We start from the raw sequence: 21,063 nt of genomic DNA on the forward strand, positions 1-21,063 counted from the left end.
ACAGTTACAACAACAATAATTATATTTTTGAATTAATAAGTCTATAAAACACCAGTCCTAATTAAGGGAGGGTTACAGATTACGATGAGCTGACGGAGGTTTGGGAAGCATCAGTTAGGGCCACGCATCATTTTGTAACCGAAGAAGATATTTTATATTTCAGAACGCTGGTCAGTAGTTATTTTGATGCTGTAGACCTTTATCTCATAAGGGACGGTGATAAAATAACAGGCTTTTTAGGTGTTGCCGATTACGAGGTGCAGATGCTGTTCCTACATCCCGGTTTCCGCGGTAAGGGGCTGGGTAAATTGCTGATGCAGTATGCCATAGCAGAGCATCAGGTAAAAAAGGTTGAAGTAAACGAACAAAACCACCAGGCTTTAGGCTTTTACCAGCACCTTGGATTTAAGGTTGTGGCAAGGCGCGATACCGATTACAGCGGTAGACCGTATCCGATCCTGACGATGGTGCTTGATTAACCCGGCCGCTGATTGCAATTAAAAAGGCCCGTGAAATAAACCACGGACCTTTAAGGCGTTGTTTAAATAGTGAAAATTTTATTTCTTAAATAAACCTGCTTTCAGGTTCTGGCCAAAAGAACCTTCTTTCAGCTGCAGGTAATTCCTCTTTGCCTGGTTCTTTTCAATCTCAATTTTACCGTTTACCTGAATGTTGTCTGTTCTCAGGAAACTGTTACCAGCCGGGCCGTTAATGCCGCCCGTATCGCTGCCATATTCAGTTAAATTGGTATTGCCCGTAAATATGCAGTCGTGGGCCGAATAATGATGCCGGCTTTTGTCGCTTATCCAGGCTGTGTGGCTATCGGCTATTATATTGTGATGGAATTCAAAATCGTCAGCTGTATTCCCCGTTGTCCAAACACCGCTGTAATTGCCGTTATATACCAGGCAATAACGCATTGCATTACGATAGCTGGTTCCGCCCTCTGCATCCCAAAACACAACTGAGTTTTGACAATTAAAGAAAACGCAATGATCTACTACCAAACCATGACCATTCGCTATCACGGCAACACGTATAGCTGATATATCGGCATTCCCGGAAAACAAACATTGCGTTACCACCAGGTCATCCAGGGTTTTACCGTCGCGCCATATGGGATAATATCGGCGGTTATGTTTGCCGTCTATATAATAATAGGCAGGGCTTCCGATAAATCTCAGACCCTCAATGGTGACATGGCTGGTTTCTATTTGCAGCCCTTTTGATTCGTCGCCGTCTTTGGGCGTTTTTATTCCCTGGATAACCGACGCTATAATCGGCATATCTTGCGGGCTCCAATCCGGATCATCCGGCATTATCTCTGCTTTAATAACCAGGCGGCTCTCCAAGCTATATTTGTTATTGGTAAAGAGCACGGTCTCTGTCAGCGGATATACGCCACCTGCGAGTATTACGGTATCCGCACCTTTCGTATAGCTTGAATTTACACGCCTGCCTGCTTCTGCAATTGTTTTTAAAGGCTGTGCCTGCGTACCGGGGTTCGCATCATTACCGGCTTGTGCGTTGATATGAAATTGCCCGGCTAACGATATCAAAGGAGATACTGCTGCAAGCAGGAAAAGAATTGTTTTTTTCACGGCTAAATTTTTCAGCGAAATTAATTGCGGGTTCACACAAGAAATGGTCGTTTTAAAAACAAAGCGGTCGTTTACAGGCTATCACGGTATTGTTGTGCCGTTGAACCGGTAAGCTTTTTAAAAAAACGGTTGAAATTGGATGGGTCTGAAAAATTAAACTCGTAAGCTATCTCTTTTACCGACCTGTCGGCCCGGAGCTGTTTCTTTATTTCGGAGACCAGCTTGTTGTGTATCATTTGCTGGCAGGTTAGCCCGCTATATTGCCGGCAAATTTTATTGAGTTGAACTGGGCTGATCTTTAGCTTTTGGGTGTAATCCGTTATGCGGTGGTGACTCATAAATTCGTTCTCGACAAGTGACCGGAACCTAAAGAACACCGGGTGTATATATGTATCGCTTTGTAAATGGTGGCAGTGTGTATAATAACGGTTAAGCACTACAAGTAACTGGTATAAAATAGCCCTTACCATGTGCCCGCTGTCGTTTTGTAAATGACGGAACTCTTTTTCAACGCCTTGTACAAGTTTCAGAACTTCAGTAAAAGCCGGCGCATCCATTTTTATACCGGTTGGCCGCGTATACTGGTGAAAGTACTGGAAACGATAGAGCAATAATTCGTCTTTAAAAAAAAGATTAAGGAAGTCCTTTTCAAAAAACAATACGTACCCCTCAACAGGCCCGGTTGCATTCCACCGCCTAACCTGTCCCGGTGAAGTAAATATAACCGTTCCGGGTTCAATGGTTATCGCAGTTTCGTCGAGATAAAAAAAGCCTTTGCCCTGCTCAATAAAAGCGATGTCGTAAAAACTTAATTGATGAGGGGTGTCGTCTCTTATAAAATTCGGCAACGATTCGATGCGGCCAATATCCAGCAGCAGTTCCATGCCATATTTACGAGAGAGAAAATGGTAGTTTTGAGTCTCCTGCTCAGTCGCCTCTTTTAAAGGATTTTTTTTGGAACGGCTGGATGGCATATATATCGGCTTAAATGGAGAATAAAATTACAAATTTCATATGCGGGAACCGGCAGCCATTCTTACTCTTTTACATACAATGGATAATCTAATTTCGCTTCCCTGCTTTTTCCTAAGTCTATCTCTGTTGTAAAAAACTTCCGGCCGGCATTAGTATTACCTGAAAGCGCTCCATCCATCGGCTGCGCGATAAAGCCATTGCCGCCCCATTGAAAGTTATTGGCGCCGATACCGGATTTATTTGAGCTGAGACAATAAGCGCCGGAAATAACGGCCAGCGTTTGCCCGCACCGCACCCACTGTGAAACTGAACCTGCGCCGGTCGCCCGCGGACAGACAAGAAGATCAACCCCCTGCTTGCCGTATTGCCGGGCGTATTGGGTAAACCACATCTCGGTACAAAGCAGTGCGCCAATTTTAAAACCGTCCAGCTGTAAGGGTTCAAACGGCTTGTCTTCTTCGGCATCATACCAGGTTGCTTCCCAAAAGTGCGGCTCTTCGGGGAAATAGCATTTGGTGTGCAATTTGGTATGTCCAACGCCTTTTTGATAAACAAATGCCGTATTGTAGCACTTGGCGCTCGCAACAACCGGCCGGGTATAAACAATATATCTGGCGCTTAGCTCATTCAGCCGGCCGATCCATTGTTCGTGCTTCTTTACGCTTCGGATTTTTGCAGCATCGTTAACCGCTTTTTCCGACGCGATCCATTGACAAAACGGAAGTTCGGGCAGCAAAAGCAAATCGGGTTGATGGGTATTCAGGTGGGTTTTCAAATCCGCCCAGTCGCCTGTAAAATCCTGCTCGTTATCGCTGAGCTCGCACACGGTTAGTTTCATGTTGTTGTGTTTATTGAATCAGAAATACGAGTCAAGAACCAGCATAAGGGGAATATCAGCAATTTGTAAGATCGGTACAACCACAAGTACATCTGCTTCATTCCCGACCCTCTATCGAATTATTAGCTGCTCCATATAACCGCCGATCTGGTTTCGTCGGTCTACCAAAAGCATTTCAAGTATCCAATGGCGGTCATTGCCCTGCGGGTCTTTCAGGAACATTTCCTGGTGATTATCGGGGTGGATATCCAATCCCAGGTTCCCCGGCCCCAATTGCTCGTGAGGGTAGGGGCCTACAATATGCCCGCCTATTTCTCCGCCATACTCATAGCCATATTGCCGGGCCAGGTTACACAGGTAGCTAAAAAACTGCGCCCCGGTAAGGCTGGTCTGTTGGTTATACCAGGCATTGGCTTCTTCCCACGCCGCTTCTGATGCAGCTTTTACTACATGTTTGTTAGGGTCATCGCCTATGATGTAGGTCCGGGCGTAGTCCGCTTCATATCCGTCGAATACAGGGCCGAAGTCTAAAATCACAATGTCGTCGTCTTTGATAATTACATCCGGTGGCTCGGCGCTGTACGGGCACATAGTGTTCACGCCTGCGCGAACAATTTTTTTGTGCCAGAAAGTTTGTATGCCAAACACGTCATGTGCTACCTTAACTACCTCATCATTCAGTTGCTTTTCTGTTTTGCCGGGGACAATGAGCCCGCCGTCATACACCGTATGGAACAGTTCTGCGGCCTTCTGCTCAGCCGCCAATAATTTTTGCCTGGTATCGTTCATAAATTTAGGTTTTTAATATCGGTTTAATGTTGTAACTGCGGGTTTAAATGCAAACTGCAGGCGAGCTCTTTGATCTTATCTAACAGCAGTTGCAGGTTTTCAATTGTTGTGAACGGATTCATGATAGAAGTGCGAAGGTAAAACTGGCCTTTAACCGATGTACTTACAATATAAAATTTACCCTCTGCGATAAGCTGTTGTAAAACTTGCTTGTTTATTGCGGTGGTCAACTCTCCGCAGCGGTATCTAAAACAAACGATATTAGCCTGCGGTTCGCTGGCTAACTCGAAGCCGTCACGGTTTTTGACCAGGGATGCAAATTCTCTGGCAAGGCCGAAAAGACAATCGATGTTTTGCCGGTACAACTCATCGCCGTAGTGCCGCATAATGGCGTAGGTATGCAAAATGGTGGCGGGTTTTGTACATTCAAACGTGTACTTGCCGCTGTTGAACCATTCGTATTCCTGCTCATCCTGGTACAGGTACAGCGCTTCCTGCGAGAAAGTGTGTGCTGAATGGCGTTGATGTTTAAACAATACGGCGGTGGATAGCGATGGAGCCATCATCATCTTATGAAAATCGAGAACGATTGAATCGGCATTATCTGCCCCGTTTAGCAGATGTTTGTGTTTATCCGAAAAGATGGCAGGCGCGCCATGTGCGCCGTCTATATGAAACCATATTTGGTGCTGTTGGGCAAAATCAGCAATAGCTTGCAGATCATCAAAAGCTCCGGTTGAGGTAGAGCAGGAGCAGCCAATTATGCAGAATATCTTTAACCCGGCAGCAACTGCATTTTGATAGCAGATTTCCAAAGCCTCTGTCCGCATCTGGAATTTTTCGTTAACAGGTACCTTAATGATACCGTTTTTGCCGAGCCCCATAATGCGGGCTGCGCGGTCGATAGAGAAATGGGCCTCTGCGGACACCATGATGGCTAACTTTTCGCTGTCGTTTGCGCCATCTTCCCACACGTTAGATACCGAGGCGCGGGCAGCAAGCAAGGCAGTAAGGTTACCCAATGTACCGCCGGATGTAACAATGCCTGAGGCATCATCGCCCAAACCAAATTTCGAGGTGAGGTGCGAGATAACAATTTTTTCGATGGCATTACCGGCCATCCCCATCTCGTAAACTGCCATGCCGTTGTTCATATAGCTCATTACCGCCGCGGTTAACACAGTAAGCGGCAACGGAACCGAAACCTGGTGCGCCAGATAGCCGGGATTATGCAGGTTAACCGAATTATTGATAACGTTTTTAAAAAGCGTGTCGGGCGATTCAATAAAGGGTTTATTAAAATCGTCTTTCCAGTAGTCCAACTGGCGTTCGGGCGATTTATGGTTGATAGCATCACACCCTTCTATCTCGTGCGATTGACCCAACTGACCGGCTAATAAATCAATTATCCTATGCCCGCTGTTGCGGAAATCGGTGGCATCGTAGGCCCTTTTTAACAAATCCTCCATTTATGTTTATTGGTTTACCCGGCAAAGAAAACGCATATAACTAATAATAAAAAATACTTAATTTGCATGTATTTATAACAAAATATACATAAATGGATATTCAAACGCTGAAAAACTTTATCAGGCTGGCCGATACGCTGCATTTTACAAGGGCCTCGGAGCAGGTATTTATGGCGCAGCCCGCATTGAGCAGGCAGATAAAGCAACTGGAGCAGTCCATAGGCGCGGAATTATTTAAAAGAAACAAACGCAATGTGTCGCTTACAAAAGCTGGTCTTTATTTTAAGCAGGCTGCCCAGCAAACCATCGAGCAGTTGAATTACGCCATCAACCGCACTAAGCAAATACATAATGGCGAGGCCGGCGAGATAAAAATCGGCTATACGCACTCAGTGGTACAAACCATTTTGCCGGGCATAATAAAAGAAATTCATACGCGGTTTCCAGCGGTGAAAACCATACTCCGTGAGATGAACAATACAGACCAATACAACGACCTGGCCGAACAAAAACTCGATATCGGCTTTGTTACCAACCCAATAGTGCCCGAAAACCTTAAAAGCAGTATTTTTTTTGAGGATGTTTTCGTAGTGGTGCTGCCTGAAAACCATTACCTGTTGCAACCCGGCGCATGGAACTTTGCGGCCCTGGCTAACGAGACATTTATCCTGCCCCACCATATCGACGGCAGCGATTATGTACATACGGTCGAGTCGATTTGCTTTGATGCAGGTTTCCTGCCTAACGTGGTACATCATACTGCGTCGGTGAATTCCGCATTCAAATTGGTAGAGGCCGGTCTGGGCGTTACTATAGAACCTAAACGATCCTTATCAGGCCAAAACCTGGCGATAAAATATGTGGAACTGGATAAGATACCTCAAAAAGCGCTGTCAGCCATTTTATGGAATGAGAATACGGAAATTGAGCTAAACCCTGTTTTACAACTGGTAAAAAAGGCGATCAATTTATAATATTTTATTTTCTGCGGAAGCCGTTGTAAAAACAGCCTTCATTTTATTTAAACCAGTCTTTTGTTGATAATTTCAATACACTTAGTGTTTATTTAACACGTGTAAAGTATCGTCAATAATTAAACATTTTCCGCTTTATTTTGTCATTTAGCTATTAATTAGGTTAAATTCGCCGACCGATTATATCTAAAAATCTATGTATATTATACACTAAGCCTATGGAGAATTTTATGACTTTGGGCCAGTTTATTATTGAAAAACAAGCTGATTTCCCCTACGCAAAAGGCGAACTGTCTCGCCTGCTGCGTGATATTGGCATAGCAGCCAAAATTGTTAACCGTGAAGTAAATAAGGCCGGACTGATGGATATTTTAGGCAATGCCGGTAACACCAACGTACAGGGCGAAAGCCAGCAAAAATTGGATGTGTATGCCAATGAGCAATTTATATCAGCCCTTAAAAGCGGTGGCGAATGCTGCATTGTTGCCTCTGAAGAAAATGAAGATATCATCCGCCTGGACACGGATGTTTCAAAAAATGCTAAATACATCGTGGCAATCGACCCGCTTGATGGTTCTTCCAATATCGATGTAAACGTTCCTGTAGGCACGATATTTTCAATTTACCGGCGGCGCTCTGTTGAGGGCCGGGCAACATTGGATGATGTTTTGCAGAATGGCACCCAGCAGGTTGCAGCGGGTTATGTAATTTACGGGTCGTCAACCATGCTGGTTTACACTACAGGCAAAGGCGTAAACGGCTTTACACTCGATCCTTCGATAGGCGAATTCTGCCTGTCGCACCCACAGATGCAAATACCGCAGAGCGGGCTTATTTATTCAATAAACGAGGGCAATTATGTGCATTTTCCGCAAGGGGTGAAGCGTTACATTAAATATTGCCAGGTAGAGGACAAAGCAACAAACCGTCCGTATTCTTCGCGATACATAGGGTCTATGGTGGCAGATATACATCGTAATTTAATTAAAGGTGGTATATTTATTTATCCGGTAACAGCCTCGGCGCCTAATGGTAAGCTGCGGTTGGTGTATGAGTGTAACCCAATGGCCTTTTTGGTCGAGCAGGCGGGAGGGAGAGCTACCAACGGCGCTACCCGCATACTGGATATAGATGTGAAGGAACTCCACCAGCGATCACCCATATTTATCGGGTCGGAGCAAATGGTGAGGCAAGCCGAAAGCTTTATGGCAGAAGAACTTGCTGCTGAGATTAAGGAGAAGGAAGCTGTAAATACTTTTTAAGAGATCAGTCCACTGCAATTAGTTTATGGCAAGCATTCATCCATTTCGCGCAATAAGACCAAATTCCATTTACGCAGACCACCTGGTGTTTACCACCATGCAGGCAGAGTCTGTAGCCGGCGACCTGAATAAAAGCGGGTCTTTGCCACCCCTGAAAACTTTGCTCGAGACAGCGGCGAGACAACGGCCGGAAACGCCGGAGTCGCAGGCCGAAGCTTTCGAAGAAATTAACCAGACACTGCAAAACCTGCTTGGTAAAAACAGGTTGTGGCAGGAGGAGAAGGCCGGTATTTATGTGTACGAGATCGCTTATAAAACTTACAGGCAAACCGGTATCTGGGCGATGACCGATTTGGCAGACTACACGAATGGTGATATTAAAACGCATGAGCTAACCTTTGATGACAATGTGCGCCGTCAAAAAAACTACCGGGAGCACGTAGGCCTGGAGGGTAATCCGGTTTTACTTACCTACGAGCCAAGTGTTGCCATCAACCGGATCATCGCCGAATCGCGCGAAAAGTACAAGAAAGCCAGCCTGGGCAATCGCGAAGGTTTTCACAGGGTTTGGAAGATCGAGGACGGCCGGGTAATACGGAAATTAGTTGATATATTTAAAAATATAGGTTCGGTGTATGTGGCTGACGGCCATCACCGTTTAAAATCTGCCGGCATACTGGCGGAAGAACAGCGTGCTGCCGGCCTGCCCGTCTATGATAAAATTTCAACACTTTATATGGCCAGCGACCAGTTGCGCATGGAAGAATATGACCGTGTTATTAAGCCTGAAGCAACAATCGATAAAGACTTCTTAATGGACACCGTGCTTGAGAATTTTTATGCCGACAGGATAAGGGGCAATAAACCGGTTGAGCCTATTGAACAGGGACAGATCGGTATGTACGCTTTCGGGCGGTGGTTCAATCTAATACCGAGGGAGAAACCGCGGGGGACGCTTGCGGAGCGCCTCGATGTTTCTATCCTTCAAAAGCAAATATTGGCGCCTGTTTTTGGGATCACTAACCCGGGAACGGACGTGCGGTTAAAATGTATAGGCGGCAGCAAAGCTATCGAGGAAATACAAATAATGCTTGAATCCAATCCCGGATATTTTGCGTTTACGCTTTGCCCGATGACGGTTGAGCAATTGCTTGACGTTGCCGATGCCAGTGAGATACTGCCACCAAAATCAACCTGGATAACGCCCAAGGTGCCTTATGGTATTTTGATGTATAACCACCGCTACCCCGTTATTTAACCCGGTGTGCACCCCGTCTTTTTCTTGCCTTGAAACCGTTATTTAACCCGTTGAAATAAAAAATATTTCCCGTAAGTTTAACCAATTTTAATTTGATACGTTAAACGAAATAAAATCCACATTATCGGTAATATTTTTACCGCATATTAATTGTTAACTAAACCTTATTGTCTTGCATCCTGATAGCGACGAAACAGCATTGTTAAGAAAAAGCGTTGATGAACAACTTTTTCGTTTATTGGTGGCCAACATAAAAGATTATGCCATATTCATGACGGATCCTAACGGTTACATCATGAGCTGGAACCAGGGCGCCGCCAATATTAAGGGTTATGCAGAGGATGAGATAACCGGTAAGCATTTTTCTGTTTTTTATACAAATAGCGATAACGAAAGGAACGAGCCCCGGAATAATTTAAATATGGCGTTAAAGCATGGTTCCTATGAGACCGAGGGCTGGCGGGTGCGTAAGGATGGCTCCTCATTCTGGGCTAACGTAGTGTTCACAACCCTGTATAATGACACTGGTCACCTCATCGGCTTTGCTAAAATTACGCGTGATATAACAGAGCGTAAACAAAAGGAAGACGAAAAACAGCTTTTAAATACTGAACTGGAGCGCCGCGTTACTGAAAACACGAAGAAAATTATTACCAACGAGCTTAAATTCAGGAAATTGATTGAGAATAGTTATGAAGGTATAACGCTTTTTGACAAGGACCTGAACGTTACCTACCGCAGTCCCTCATCACAGGGAATAACAGGATATAGCGATGTCGCCAGGAGCGATTGCGAGATTTTGGATCTTGTTCACCCGGCTGATAAGAAGCTGGTAAGGCAGTTATTCCGCGAACTGCTTAACCTGCCTGCCGTGCCAAAAATGTTAACATTTCGCACCCGCCATCAAAAAGGTCATTATATATGGATAGAGTGCATTTTTACCAATATGCTGGCTGATAAGAGTATTGCATCCATCGTGTGTAATTTTCGTGACGTAACCGGCCGCAAACATGCCGAGGAAGAAATAAGGAAAAAGACTGCACAGGTAGAAAATATCCTGGAAAGCATTTCTGATGGGTTCATCGCCCTGGATAAAAGCTTCCGGTATGTTTATGCCAATAAAAAAACCGGCGAAATGCTGGGCTGCGATCCCGAGTCGCTTATTGGTTGCAGGGTATGGGATGTATTCCCTGATGCTGTGGATTCTGCAACATACAATGCTTTTAATAAAGCCTTTGAAACTCAGGAATACGTCTGTCATGAAGATTATTATGAACCTTTGAATCTTTGGCAGGAGAACCATATTTACCCATCCCCTTCAGGCTTGTCGGTTTTCATCAGAAATATTACCGAAAAGAAGATTGCCGGGATAGAACGTGAAAAAATAACTGCTGATCTTGTGCGGCGTAACAGAGACCTGGAGCAGTTTACCTATATCGTATCGCATAACCTGCGGTCGCCGGTGGCGAATATAAAGGGGCTTTCGGATTTGCTTAGCTATTCGGAGCCGGGCGACGATGACACCCAAACTAAAATAGCGTTGGCGAGTTCCATCAGCAAGCTTGATAATATTATTTTCGACTTAAACCAGATACTCCAAACCGGGAAGCAGGGTAATGATAAATACGAATCAGTTTCATTGCCGGTATTGATAAAGGAAATTACTGCGGAGCTGCAAACAATGATCCGAAACAACAATGCAGCCATTAATTACGATTTTGATGCCGTAAATGAAGTTTATACGCTTAAGGGGTTTTTATACAGCATATTCCATAATTTGGTGGTAAACAGCATTAAGTATCGCCGGTTGGAGGTTGACCCTGTTATCGACGTCAGAACTGCCTGTGAAAAGGACAAAATCATCATCACATTTGCCGACAATGGCAAGGGAATCGATCTCGCCCGCCATGATAAATTATTGTTCGGCCTTTACAAACGTTTTGACTATAGTGTAGACGGCAAAGGAATGGGTTTGTTTATGGTAAAAATGCAGATAGAAAGCCTGGGCGGTACTATAAATGTTGAAAGTGAACTGGATAAAGGGACGGTATTTATAATCGAATTGCCGGTGGCTGCAGGTAAAGAGTGATAAAAACACTTGCCGGGGGGCTGTAACAGTAATTAGCTTTCGGGGCTTCCTGTGGATTGTTCCCGGAGCCCGTCGGAATCTAAGTTGCCGGGCTTCATAAACGAATACCCGACAAAACACCCATGGTGTGAAAGCGATACCGGTATCGGAAAATCTGCAGCGGCACTTAATAGAACCGGGCAGCCGTTATTATTTTTTTCAACCCTGAAATTATTACCACACTCTTTTTTTATCCGCTCCAATAAAAATGATCGTACTCCGGCAGATTGGGCCTCACTGTCATCACTGCCGATTTTTTTAACGCCCCATAAGAGGTTATTAAAATCATCGCCGGAATTTGCAACGGTGTGGATAAGTTCACTATACAGAACCGAACAAGCATGGAGGGTGTTATCCGCAAATTTTATGGTCGATTGGATATGGCTGATCTCCTTAAAACCTTTACCCTCGTGAATAGGGTAGTTAAAAGGGGATAGCGAACAATTATGAGGCAAACGCAGGTTCACAACTTCAAATTTTACCGGGGTAAAAAGCAGGCGGGGTTCGCTGCGCTGCAGGAATTTGTAGGCCGACTCCTTTACCGACCATAACAACCATACGAAAATTTCAAAAGGGATTCGGGCTAAACTAAACTTGTTATACAGGGGGATTTCTGCTTCAGAAAGTATTTTGGAGTAAAATTTATATTGATTTGTGCGGGTAATGTCAATTGCAGCTAATGAAACAACATCATTACCCGCGCTTATCATGCTTTTTCATTCATTTTTTCGCTGATCACGTCGATACAGGTACCAACGTTTACCATTTTATCAGCTGAATCATAGTCGATTTCTATATCGTATTTAGCTTCAGCATCTATAATAATATCAACCAAATTAGCTGAATTGATTTTTAAATCTTTGATGAGGTCGGTTTGTTCGTCAATATTGGCCAGCTGATCTTTGTTGACCGTATAAGGCGATATAACCTTTTTTAACTCATTCAGAATTTCCGTTCTTGTCATTTTAATTGTTGTATTTACTAAGTATCAGGCAAGAGTTAACGTCGCCGAAGCCAAAGTTCGCTTTAGCTACAATGTTAACTTCTTTTTTTAACATTTCTACAGGTAGTTTATCTAAACTTACCAGGTTTAATATTTCAGGATTCGGGTCATCCAGGTTTATATTAGGATGCACAAATCCGTGTTCAATCTGCAATATCGATGCCACAGTTTCGATAGAACCTGCTGCACTTAACGCATGGCCTATCATTGACTTTAGCGAATTGGTTAGAGGAAAATCCCCGCCTTTACGGCCTAGCGCCTGGCACCAGTTCTGTATCTCCTGTTTATCGGCATTGGTGGCGGTTAAATGCCCGCTTATCAGATCTATCTCGTCGCCGGTGATACCCGCCATATTCATCGATTCTGTTACACAGCGGATTACCCCGGCTGAATTTGCTGCCGTCATGGTACCGCCCTGGCGTTGCCCGCCTGAATTGGTATTTCCGCCTAAAATTTCGGCATAAACACGTGCACCGCGTTCGAGGGCGAAATCCAGTTCCTCTAAAATCAAAGCGCCTGCACCAGAGCCTGGTACAAAACCGCCTGCAGTACTGCTCAGCGGCCTCGATGCCTTTTCCGGCTCATCATTGAACTTGCGCGACAATACCCGCATAGAGTCGAACGAACCGTAAACGTAGGTATCCACATGTTCAGCGCTGCCAACCAGCATGCGTTGCGCATAACCATCTTTTATGGCTTCGTAGCCCATCAAAATGGCCTGCGTTCCCGTTGCGCATGCTGCGGAATTGGTGATGACCTTGTTGCCCAGGCCTAACCTCCCTGATATGTAAGAGGTAACCCCGCTGTTCATGGCCTGCTCAACCACGCGCGACCCAAGTTTCCTGGCTTCCTTGTTATCAACTTTTGCTATCACATTTTTCATGGCTTCGGTATCAGCAATGCTGTTTCCGAATACACAGCCGGTTTCCCAGCGGGGCTGATCTGTGTCGTAGGGCATGCCCGAATCAGCCCAGGCATCCAGCGCGGCGGCTAAACCGTAACCGATGTTGGTGCCTTTGAGCCCATGAAAGGTTACTTCCGAGATATAATTTTTCAGGCTTTCCCATTCGAAAGCAGGCATACCGGCAACCTGGCAACTGAAATTCAGTTCGCGGTAATGCGGTATAAACCTGATGCCGGATATACCGTTTTGTATGGCATTCAAAAAAGCCGGGATGCCAATGCCGTTCGGCGCAACTACGCCCATCCCGGTAACTACAACCCGTTTTTTCATTTTTTTAGTTCGATATGTTTGATGATGCCCGAAAACATTCCCCGTGCTACTACCTCTTGTTCACTGTCAAGCATCTCGACATAACATTTCAGCTTGCCGAAACGAAAATATTGTTTTTTGGAAACCACTGTAACTTTCTGCCCCGGCAATACCATCTTAAAAAAAGAGACCTCGGTTGAAGTAAGCAGCGGATACAAGTCAGTATCGTCATCAAAATTCAAGTCGCTTTCTTTCAGCATTAAAAATATTCCCATCACAACCAAGCCTATTTGCGCCATAATTTCGGTGATAATAACGCCGGGTGTTACCGGGTTGCCTGCAAAATGATCTTCATAAAAAAACGAATCCTGTTTCAGGGTGTATTCCCCCCGCACCTCGTTTTCACTCAGCAACGAAATATTATCAACAAAACGAAAAGACGATTTATATGGTAAATGGTTTAATATGTGGTTGTTCATGTATCTGCAAAAATAAGTTACCGGCAGTGCTCGCCGCCATCAACGTGTATTAATGCGCCGTTTATCCAAAAGGCGTCATTCGTACACAGCAGGTAGATAACACCGGCAACGTCATCTGGTTTTGTCATTCTTCCCAAAGGATTTCTTTTGGCGCCCATTTTCAATAACTTATCGCTTCCCGGGATCATTTTTAACGATGGCGTTTCAGTTACGCCAGCTTGTATAATATTGGTCTTCAGGCCGTAAGGAGCAAATTCCACAGCCATATATTTGGCCAAGCTTTCAAGAGAGGATTTGGCAATGGAGACTGCCGCATAGCCATCCCAGTATTTGTGCGCACCCTCGCTGGTAAGGCCGATAATGCGGCTATCTGCACTTAATAACCCGGCATCCAGCAGTTCTCTCGTCCAATCTAATAAGCTGGTCGACATAGCGTAGGTGGTAAGTTTTATGTCATCGACAGATAATGTGCTGTGGTCGTTCCCGTCATCCTGTACGATCAATGGCTTTAAATTCCCCCGGGCAATGCTGTGCAGCAGGAGTTTTACATTCCCTTTTCCGGAAATCGTGGCAAAATCCTTTATGAAAGACGCTCTCGATTCACCATCAAGTGCATTGATATTGTAAGTAAGAATTTGGGTTGATGTCGCTTCGGCAATTTGCGCAAGATTTTGTTTAAGGGCTTTCTCCGATGATTTGTTTTCGCGGTAGATAACAGCTATGTTCATGCCGTGCGCGGCAAGCTTTTGCGCGGCCGCGTAGCCGAATCCGCTCGATCCGCCTAAAATAACCGCCCATAAGCCTTTAAATTGTAGATGTTTATCCATTAAGCTCCATTAAACCTTTACAATTTTGCCCGGTCTTTATTTTAAAAGTGCGGGCTCCCCCTTAAAATTGCAGCCCCAAAGTACGTGAAAATACATTAAATATACTGTATTTGTAACAGATAATATAACAATTGGTGCATTATGCTGTTTAAGGCGGTAACCTTGCAATTGAGTTTGCCGGACGCGAATATTTAATTATGTTTGATAGCTATGAAAATCATGAATAAAGGGCGGATACTGCTCGTTTTCCTGTTAATTGCCGGCTTTGCTAAAGCTACCAGGGCGCAGCAGTTTGAAAAATCAATTTTTTACAAGGTGATGGACACCGGTGACCTGGCCGCCATTGATGCCCAGATTGATATTGTAAAAGCATCTTCACAAAAATATAAAGATGGTTATGAAGGTGCTTTACTGATGCGCAAGGCAGATAAACTGGCTGTTCCTTTACAAAAACTTAAGTATTTTAAACAAGGCCGCATTAAGTTCGAAACAGCTTTAATGGCCGACCCCGATAACACCGAATATCATTTTTTACGGCTGGCTATACAGGAGCACGCCCCTAAAATCGTAAAATATCACAGCGATATCGAAAAGGATAAAGCGATTGTGAAAAAGAATTTCAAAGACCAGCCGCAATCGGTGCAACATGCCATTTTAGACTATTGCAAAAACTCAAAAGTGCTGCACGCCGAAGATTTTCAATAGTGACGGCAGATATTTCTAACTTAGCGCCGCAAATGAACAAAAAGGTACTGGCCATTTATTACACGCAATCAGGGCAGATGGGTGAGATCGTTGACACGTTTACCTCGCCGCTGGTTGACGCCGGTTTCGATGTTGAAAAAGTGCTGATCAAGCTGGTCTCAGGCTATGAATTCCCCTGGACGGGAAAGCGCTTTTTTTCCGTAATGCCTTCGTGTGTATTGGGCATTCCTGAACCCCTGCAGCCGCTGGAACTCAAAGAACAAAAATACGACCTGGTGATCATCGGTTACCAGCCCTGGTTTCTATCGCCAAGTATTCCGGCAAATTCACTTTTGCACGACGAAGGTTTCAGGGATGTTATAAAAGACACGCCGGTGATAACCATCAGTGCCGGGCGCAATATGTGGATTAACTCTTACGTTCGTGTACGTAATATGCTTAAAGAGGCGGGCGCGCGATTGGTTGGTAATGTGGCTTTGCTGGATAAACATCCAAACCCTATAAGTTTCGTCACCATTTTTTACTGGATGCTAACCGGTAAAAAAGACCGTTATTTAAATATATTCCCGAGGCCGGGCGTGTCGGAGCAGGATATTGCTGCGACCGTTGAATATGGCAGGACGGTGGCGCGGCACTTGCAAAACAATGATTGGGGCACGCTGCAGGATGAATTGATAGAACAAAAAGCCGTCGAGATAAACTACAAGCTTATGTTTATAGAAGCCCGGGCCAAACCGATTTTTATGGCATGGGCAAAAATTATTGCTAAGCGTAAAAACCGTACGCCGTGGCTGTCGGCGTTTAAATATTATCTTTTTGTCGCTTTATTTTTAGGTGCGCCGGTTTTACTAACGCTCGACGCAATATTTTTAAAACCTTTTTCGGCAAAACGCATTAATCGTAATAAATTAAAATACTTACAGGTAATCAATTAACATCACGCTAAACATGTCTGATACAAAAGTTTATATCAACCGCACCTCTCATTACTTTCCAAATGAGCCCGTTTCGAACGACGAGATGGAGCAATATCTGGGGTACATTGATAATAAGCCATCGAAATCAAAAAAGATAGTTCTTCGCAACAATGGCATCACCAACAGGTACTATGCACTCAACAAAGAACACAAATCAACCCATACAAATGCCCAGATGACCGCGGAAGCCATCAGGGCGTTATTCGACAATGATCCCGCTGAGCTGACAAGCGTGGAACTGCTGTCATGCGGTACTTCGTCACCTGACCAGATGATGCCGAGCCATGGCGTAATGACCCACGGCTGGATACCCGAGATAGGAGGGATAGAGGTAGTTTCGCCTGCCGGAGTTTGCTGTGCGGGCATGCATGCACTTAAGTTTGCTTACTTAGCCATTAAATCAGGCGAGGTGCATAAAGCTGTCGCAACCGGTTCAGAGCGTTTCTCGGGCCTTCTCGTGTCAGAGGTATTTGAAGAGGAAGCGCAAAAACTGAAGGAGATGGAAGAAAACCCTTACATCGCTTTCCAGAAAGACTTTTTGCGCTGGATGCTGAGTGATGGCGCGTCTGCTTTTTTAATGACCGACAAACCGAACGAAGATGGCCTGTCATTACGCGTTGAATGGATAGAAGGAGTAAGCTACGCCAACGAGATGGATACCTGCATGTACATGGGTGGCGAAAAACAGCCGGACGGCTCCCTGAAAGGCTTTATGGACTACACGCCGGAGGAGATAATGAACAAGTCGATCTTCAGTGTAAAGCAGGATATCAGCTTGCTGAGCGACAATATTGTTCCGCTCGGCGGGAAAAAAATTAAAGAGATATTCGAGAAGAAAGGCCTCGGCGTGAATGATATCGACTACTTTTTACCGCACATCAGCAGTAATTTCTTCAAGAGCAAGATTTATGATATGATAGAGATATATGGCGGCGGCATCCCTTACGAAAAATGGTTTATCAACCTGTACACCGTGGGCAACGTGGGCGCTGCATCTATCTATCTGATGATTGACGAGCTGTTTAAAAGCGGCCGCCTGAAAAAGGGTGAAAAAATACTTTGTCTGGTGCCTGAGAGTGCCCGGTTTTCGTATATGTATGCCATGCTTACGGTTGTTTAATTGAACTTAACCGATGAAGAAGGACGAAGTGCCACAGGATTTGAGTTCGCTTGGTAAGATAACCAAAGAAGTTTGTTATGCCACCGATAGCGACGGTAAATACACCACAACCTTAAGCAGCGGCTGGGATGTGAAAATCACCGCACTTGATACCGCATGGGACGATATTGCCAAACGTATAGCAGCGGCAAAGCAACAGGTGCTGGAAGGCAAGGCAAGCCCGGTTTTATTCTTCATGGAATACCGCCTGATGGACATTGGTATCTTAGCGGGGTACACCGGCTTTTGGCAGTGGCAGGTAAAAAGGCATTTAAAGCCAGAAGTTTTTAGAACGTTATCTAACAATAAACTACAAAAATACGCCGGGGCGTTTAATATCACAGTGGAAGACCTTAAAACCATGACTGTGCATGAGGATTGATTTTGAACATCGTCAGGCTGCACATTGCGAATCGGGCGTTACCAGGAACTTATTATATGCTGCATCAGGCGGCAAAATAACCGAGCCACTGGCCTTCGGCATTGGGGCCGGGCTGTTTTTTGCGTATATTCCTTTTATTAAAGTAAATAAAGGCCCGGCGATAGCTTTTCGTACTTTTCCGGGGTATATATTTAAGCGTACGTGCAAGTCGCTGAATATACCGGTCATCAGCAAAAAATTCAGCTCAAAAGAAAAAGCACAGGCTTACCTGGATGCGAGACTGGAAGAGGGAACACCTGTGGGCTGCCAGGTAGGGGTATATTACCTGCCGTATTTCCCCCGGGAATACCGTTTCCATTTTAATGCCCACAACCTGGTAGTGTACGGCAGGGAAGATGATACTTATCTGGTAAGTGACCCCATCATGGAAGGCACGAACACCATGAGCAGCTACGAGTTGGAGCGGGTGCGTTTTGCTAAAGGCGCATTGGCCCCTAACGGGCACATCTATTATCCGAAACAAAACGTACAGATAACCGACGACCGGCTGCGTGAGGCTATTAAAGGCGGCATCAAAAAGAATGTTTTTAACATGCTGTACATACCCGGCAGCTTCGCCGGGGTGAGCGGCATCAGGACTACCGGCGAAAAAATAAAAAAATGGCGCGATAAGCTTGGGCTTGAAAAAGCCGGCCTGTACCTGGCGCAAATGGTGCGCATGCAGGAAGAGATCGGCACCGGTGGCGGCGGCTTTCGCTATATTTACGCTGCATTTTTACAGGAAGCGGATGTTTACCTGCCGGGCAACCAATTAACCCGGATATCAGGTATATTTACTAAGGCCGGCGATATGTGGCGCACGGCAGCAGTCCACGCGGCCGGCATTTATAAAGGCCGTATCGGCAGCCAGGACGATTTTAATGTGATGGGCGATTACCTGCTGGAAATTGCCGCACTGGAAAAAGCAGCTTTTGAAACATTAAAGAAAATTAAATGGCAGTAAGCGTTCCGTTAGCGGTAGACGTTGAGGATATGAGTTTCCGGTACCCCGGCAACGACGTGGTGGCTTTCTCGCACTTTAACCTGCAGATACCTAAAGGCGGGCGCTTTGGTTTGTTTGGCCCTAATGGCGCCGGTAAAACTACCCTGATGAGCCTGATGACCGGTTTACTCACCCCGGCAGAGGGCAGTATAAAGATATTAGGCCAGGATGCGCAATCTAAAAGCGTTCGGAAGCTATTTGGCTTTGTGCCGCAGGATTTTTCTTTCTATCATGAGCTATCTCCCGTTGAAAACCTGCATTTTTTTGGGGCCTGGGCGGGATTGAGTAAAATCAAAATCAGGCAGCGTGCAGATGAACTGCTTGAAATATTAGGTCTTACTGATGTACGGGACAAACCGGTAAACAAATTTTCGGGCGGAATGAAGCGCAGGGTTAACCTGGCTATCGGTGTGATCCATGAGCCCGGACTGCTGTTCCTGGATGAGCCTACCGTAGGGGTGGATGTGCAAACGCGACATGCCATAATCAACTATTTAATGAATATTAATGAGGCCGGCACAACGCTGGTGTATACCTCGCACCAGTTAAGCGAAGCTGAAGGCCTTTGCCAGCAGGTCGCCCTGATGGAAACCGGCAAAATTTGTGCACAAGGCGATTTGGATATTTTGTTCAAAGAACACAACTCGGCAAGTCTGGAAGAACTGTTTTTAGATTTAACCGGAAAAGATTACCGCGACTGATGCAAAAGCTTTGGGCCACCATAATAAAAGATATTAAAATCCTGCTGCGCGATGGAGTCGGGCTGTTGCTGATGTTTGTAATGCCGATTATCCTGGTGATAGTAGTAACCAATATACAAAACAGCACTTTCCAGGCGGTTAATAAAAACAGGCTGCCCTTGCTTGTTTGCAATAGGGATACAGGTGAATCAAGCAAACAGCTTATTGAAGCCATCGATAAACTGGGATTGCTAAAAGTCTCCTTGTTATCAAAAAACGCAACCCGTGCCCAAATAGGAGACGCCATGAAGGATAAAGATGCCCAGCTGGCAATACTTATCCCGGCAAGTTTTTCGGCCAATACAAAGGCAAAGGCAAAAAATGCATCAAACAAAGCGTTAAAAAGCTTCGGCTTGCAGGGCGACTCCGTTAAGAACGTTGTTATAAAAGCAGAATCGCTTACACTTTATTTTAACCCGGTAATACAAGAGTCGTTACGCTTTTCGGTACAGGGGGCCTTGCAGAGCGCGTTGCAATTGGTCGAGAGCCGCCAAACCCTCCGTACCTTATATTTCGCCATAAACGAGAAACAGCTTTCCGCAAGTCTCGAAAACGAGATGCTGAGTAATCAAACCAGATTGAACGCTGTCCCTGTGTTAAAAGATGGCAGCAGAGCCGTCCCCAACGCTTCCCAGCACAACGTACCGGCATGGACAATATTTGCCATGTTTTTTGTTATTATGTCGCTCAGCGGCAGCGTAGTGCGCGAAAAAGTAAACGGTAGTTTTATCAGGTTGAAAACACTGCCTACCAATTATATGGTTGGTTTACTATCCAAGCAGATTACCTACCTGGTGGTTACTTTGGTGCAGGCGGCAGTAATATTTTCAATTGGAATCTGGCTATTCCCGATTATCGGCATACCGGCCCTTAATTTGCCATCCGATTTGACAGCATTATTTTTTGTGACGCTGGTAACCGGCTGGTGTGCGGTAACATATTCCATTGCTGTGGGTGTTTTTGCGCAGACGCAGGAGCAGGCTAACGGGTTCGGGGCTGTTTCCATCGTTATACTTTCGGCCGTCGGCGGCCTGATGGTGCCCAGCTTTGCCATGCAGGGCGCTATCAAAACAACTTCCGCTTTATCGCCGTTACATTGGTCGCTGGAGGCCTATTACGACCTTTTTCTGCGCGGCGGAAATTTAAGCGATGTTGTCGCAAACATTATACCCTTACTTGTTATTACGCTAATACTTCAGCTTGTTATTTTTTTAGGGCTGAAACGAAAGAATTTAATATAAT

The 21,063-nt window shown here is 45.2% G+C and carries 22 protein-coding genes; 12 read left to right on the forward strand and 10 right to left on the reverse strand.

What is annotated here, in order from left to right; all coding sequences use genetic code 11:
- Positions 1-167: 167 nt before the first annotated feature.
- On the forward strand, positions 168-479 hold the full coding sequence (locus Q3W13_RS02305) for a GNAT family N-acetyltransferase (RefSeq protein WP_302861642.1): 312 nt from the start codon (positions 168-170) through the stop codon (positions 477-479).
- Positions 480-557: 78 nt separating this feature from the next.
- Here Q3W13_RS02305 and Q3W13_RS02310 read toward each other — a convergent pair whose 3' ends face one another.
- From Q3W13_RS02310 to Q3W13_RS02330, 5 genes are all read right to left on the reverse strand, one after another.
- A complete protein-coding gene (locus Q3W13_RS02310; protein ID WP_302861029.1) occupies positions 558-1,601 on the reverse strand; it encodes a hypothetical protein in 1,044 nt (347 codons plus the stop codon).
- A gap of 71 nt (positions 1,602-1,672) precedes the next feature.
- Positions 1,673-2,575 (reverse strand): AraC family transcriptional regulator, encoded by a 903-nt coding sequence (locus tag Q3W13_RS02315; protein WP_302861030.1) that lies wholly within the window; start codon positions 2,573-2,575, stop codon positions 1,673-1,675.
- Between the two features lie 62 nt (positions 2,576-2,637).
- Complete coding sequence (locus Q3W13_RS02320; RefSeq protein ID WP_302861032.1) at positions 2,638-3,414, reverse strand: carbon-nitrogen hydrolase family protein; 777 nt, start codon at positions 3,412-3,414, stop codon at positions 2,638-2,640.
- Positions 3,415-3,525: 111 nt separating this feature from the next.
- Entirely contained in the window at positions 3,526-4,203 is a 678-nt protein-coding gene (locus tag Q3W13_RS02325) for a M24 family metallopeptidase (RefSeq protein WP_302861034.1), read from the reverse strand.
- A 23-nt stretch (positions 4,204-4,226) separates the two neighbouring features.
- Positions 4,227-5,672, reverse strand: a complete 1,446-nt coding sequence (locus Q3W13_RS02330; protein ID WP_302861035.1) for an aminotransferase class I/II-fold pyridoxal phosphate-dependent enzyme — start codon at positions 5,670-5,672, stop codon at positions 4,227-4,229.
- Positions 5,673-5,764: 92 nt separating this feature from the next.
- On the opposite strand from Q3W13_RS02330, the gene Q3W13_RS02335 reads away from it, so the two are divergent.
- The 4 genes from Q3W13_RS02335 to Q3W13_RS02350 all read left to right on the forward strand — a co-directional run bounded on the left by Q3W13_RS02335 (position 5,765) and on the right by Q3W13_RS02350 (position 11,255).
- The gene (locus tag Q3W13_RS02335; protein WP_302861038.1) at positions 5,765-6,646 is read left to right on the forward strand and encodes a LysR family transcriptional regulator; all 882 of its coding nucleotides are present in this window, start codon (positions 5,765-5,767) and stop codon (positions 6,644-6,646) included.
- A 218-nt stretch (positions 6,647-6,864) separates the two neighbouring features.
- Positions 6,865-7,908, forward strand: a complete 1,044-nt coding sequence (gene fbp, locus Q3W13_RS02340; RefSeq protein WP_302861040.1) for a class 1 fructose-bisphosphatase — start codon at positions 6,865-6,867, stop codon at positions 7,906-7,908.
- A 25-nt stretch (positions 7,909-7,933) separates the two neighbouring features.
- Entirely contained in the window at positions 7,934-9,166 is a 1,233-nt protein-coding gene (locus tag Q3W13_RS02345) for a DUF1015 family protein (RefSeq protein WP_302861041.1), read from the forward strand.
- 172 nt (positions 9,167-9,338) lie between these two features.
- Positions 9,339-11,255: a PAS domain-containing sensor histidine kinase gene (locus tag Q3W13_RS02350; RefSeq protein WP_302861042.1), complete on the forward strand. Its 1,917-nt coding sequence runs from the start codon at positions 9,339-9,341 to the stop codon at positions 11,253-11,255.
- Positions 11,256-11,287: 32 nt separating this feature from the next.
- On the opposite strand, the gene Q3W13_RS02355 is transcribed toward Q3W13_RS02350, so the two are convergent.
- Genes Q3W13_RS02355 through Q3W13_RS02375 form a run of 5 tightly spaced genes read right to left on the reverse strand, consistent with a single transcriptional unit; the run spans position 11,288 to position 14,816 of the window.
- A complete protein-coding gene (locus Q3W13_RS02355) occupies positions 11,288-12,004 on the reverse strand; it encodes a 4'-phosphopantetheinyl transferase superfamily protein (RefSeq protein WP_302861044.1) in 717 nt (238 codons plus the stop codon).
- Complete coding sequence (locus Q3W13_RS02360) at positions 12,001-12,258, reverse strand: acyl carrier protein (RefSeq protein WP_302861046.1); 258 nt, start codon at positions 12,256-12,258, stop codon at positions 12,001-12,003. The genes Q3W13_RS02355 and Q3W13_RS02360 overlap by 4 nt, the downstream gene beginning before the upstream one ends.
- A gap of 1 nt (position 12,259) precedes the next feature.
- Positions 12,260-13,531: a beta-ketoacyl synthase gene (locus tag Q3W13_RS02365; protein ID WP_302861047.1), complete on the reverse strand. Its 1,272-nt coding sequence runs from the start codon at positions 13,529-13,531 to the stop codon at positions 12,260-12,262.
- The gene (locus Q3W13_RS02370; RefSeq protein WP_302861048.1) at positions 13,528-13,989 is read right to left on the reverse strand and encodes a 3-hydroxyacyl-ACP dehydratase FabZ family protein; all 462 of its coding nucleotides are present in this window, start codon (positions 13,987-13,989) and stop codon (positions 13,528-13,530) included. Before Q3W13_RS02370 ends, Q3W13_RS02365 begins: the two co-directional genes overlap by 4 nt.
- A gap of 17 nt (positions 13,990-14,006) precedes the next feature.
- Complete coding sequence (locus Q3W13_RS02375; RefSeq protein ID WP_302861049.1) at positions 14,007-14,816, reverse strand: SDR family oxidoreductase; 810 nt, start codon at positions 14,814-14,816, stop codon at positions 14,007-14,009.
- Positions 14,817-15,026: 210 nt separating this feature from the next.
- Here Q3W13_RS02375 and Q3W13_RS02380 point away from each other — a divergent pair, with 210 nt between their 5' ends.
- Genes Q3W13_RS02380 through Q3W13_RS02410 form a run of 7 tightly spaced genes read left to right on the forward strand, consistent with a single transcriptional unit; the run spans position 15,027 to position 21,062 of the window.
- The gene (locus Q3W13_RS02380) at positions 15,027-15,521 is read left to right on the forward strand and encodes a hypothetical protein (protein ID WP_302861050.1); all 495 of its coding nucleotides are present in this window, start codon (positions 15,027-15,029) and stop codon (positions 15,519-15,521) included.
- Positions 15,522-15,553: 32 nt separating this feature from the next.
- Positions 15,554-16,456 (forward strand): hypothetical protein, encoded by a 903-nt coding sequence (locus Q3W13_RS02385; RefSeq protein WP_302861052.1) that lies wholly within the window; start codon positions 15,554-15,556, stop codon positions 16,454-16,456.
- Between the two features lie 13 nt (positions 16,457-16,469).
- On the forward strand, positions 16,470-17,618 hold the full coding sequence (locus Q3W13_RS02390) for a beta-ketoacyl-ACP synthase III (RefSeq protein WP_302861053.1): 1,149 nt from the start codon (positions 16,470-16,472) through the stop codon (positions 17,616-17,618).
- 13 nt (positions 17,619-17,631) lie between these two features.
- Complete coding sequence (locus Q3W13_RS02395; RefSeq protein WP_302861054.1) at positions 17,632-18,039, forward strand: hypothetical protein; 408 nt, start codon at positions 17,632-17,634, stop codon at positions 18,037-18,039.
- Positions 18,029-19,042, forward strand: coding sequence for a BtrH N-terminal domain-containing protein (locus Q3W13_RS02400; protein ID WP_302861056.1), 1,014 nt, complete (start codon positions 18,029-18,031; stop codon positions 19,040-19,042). Before Q3W13_RS02395 ends, Q3W13_RS02400 begins: the two co-directional genes overlap by 11 nt.
- Positions 19,033-19,782, forward strand: a complete 750-nt coding sequence (locus tag Q3W13_RS02405; RefSeq protein WP_302861057.1) for an ABC transporter ATP-binding protein — start codon at positions 19,033-19,035, stop codon at positions 19,780-19,782. The genes Q3W13_RS02400 and Q3W13_RS02405 overlap by 10 nt, the downstream gene beginning before the upstream one ends.
- On the forward strand, positions 19,782-21,062 hold the full coding sequence (locus Q3W13_RS02410) for an ABC transporter permease (RefSeq protein ID WP_302861059.1): 1,281 nt from the start codon (positions 19,782-19,784) through the stop codon (positions 21,060-21,062). The genes Q3W13_RS02405 and Q3W13_RS02410 overlap by 1 nt, the downstream gene beginning before the upstream one ends.
- Position 21,063: the final 1 nt, after the last annotated feature.

It is taken from the genome of Mucilaginibacter sp. L3T2-6, assembly GCF_030519355.1.
Taxonomy (GTDB): Bacteria; Bacteroidota; Bacteroidia; order Sphingobacteriales; family Sphingobacteriaceae; genus Mucilaginibacter.

Bases quoted from the DNA above. Each gene is read 5' to 3' on its own strand.
- Q3W13_RS02325 (WP_302861034.1), bottom strand. From the start codon at position 4,203: ATGAACGATACCAGGCAAAAATTATTGGCGGCTGAGCAGAAGGCCGCA.
- Q3W13_RS02345 (WP_302861041.1), top strand. From the start codon at position 7,934: ATGGCAAGCATTCATCCATTTCGCGCAATAAGACCAAATTCCATTTAC.
- Q3W13_RS02335 (WP_302861038.1), top strand. From the start codon at position 5,765: ATGGATATTCAAACGCTGAAAAACTTTATCAGGCTGGCCGATACGCTG.
- Q3W13_RS02370 (WP_302861048.1), bottom strand. From the start codon at position 13,989: ATGAACAACCACATATTAAACCATTTACCATATAAATCGTCTTTTCGT.
- Q3W13_RS02320 (WP_302861032.1), bottom strand. From the start codon at position 3,414: ATGAAACTAACCGTGTGCGAGCTCAGCGATAACGAGCAGGATTTTACA.
- Q3W13_RS02405 (WP_302861057.1), top strand. From the start codon at position 19,033: ATGGCAGTAAGCGTTCCGTTAGCGGTAGACGTTGAGGATATGAGTTTC.
- Q3W13_RS02390 (WP_302861053.1), top strand. From the start codon at position 16,470: ATGTCTGATACAAAAGTTTATATCAACCGCACCTCTCATTACTTTCCA.
- Q3W13_RS02360 (WP_302861046.1), bottom strand. From the start codon at position 12,258: ATGACAAGAACGGAAATTCTGAATGAGTTAAAAAAGGTTATATCGCCT.
- Q3W13_RS02330 (WP_302861035.1), bottom strand. From the start codon at position 5,672: ATGGAGGATTTGTTAAAAAGGGCCTACGATGCCACCGATTTCCGCAAC.
- fbp (WP_302861040.1), top strand. From the start codon at position 6,865: ATGGAGAATTTTATGACTTTGGGCCAGTTTATTATTGAAAAACAAGCT.
- Q3W13_RS02395 (WP_302861054.1), top strand. From the start codon at position 17,632: ATGAAGAAGGACGAAGTGCCACAGGATTTGAGTTCGCTTGGTAAGATA.
- Q3W13_RS02385 (WP_302861052.1), top strand. From the start codon at position 15,554: ATGAACAAAAAGGTACTGGCCATTTATTACACGCAATCAGGGCAGATG.
- Q3W13_RS02380 (WP_302861050.1), top strand. From the start codon at position 15,027: ATGAAAATCATGAATAAAGGGCGGATACTGCTCGTTTTCCTGTTAATT.
- Q3W13_RS02315 (WP_302861030.1), bottom strand. From the start codon at position 2,575: ATGCCATCCAGCCGTTCCAAAAAAAATCCTTTAAAAGAGGCGACTGAG.
- Q3W13_RS02355 (WP_302861044.1), bottom strand. From the start codon at position 12,004: ATGATAAGCGCGGGTAATGATGTTGTTTCATTAGCTGCAATTGACATT.
- Q3W13_RS02400 (WP_302861056.1), top strand. From the start codon at position 18,029: ATGAGGATTGATTTTGAACATCGTCAGGCTGCACATTGCGAATCGGGC.
- Q3W13_RS02375 (WP_302861049.1), bottom strand. From the start codon at position 14,816: ATGGATAAACATCTACAATTTAAAGGCTTATGGGCGGTTATTTTAGGC.
- Q3W13_RS02410 (WP_302861059.1), top strand. From the start codon at position 19,782: ATGCAAAAGCTTTGGGCCACCATAATAAAAGATATTAAAATCCTGCTG.
- Q3W13_RS02365 (WP_302861047.1), bottom strand. From the start codon at position 13,531: ATGAAAAAACGGGTTGTAGTTACCGGGATGGGCGTAGTTGCGCCGAAC.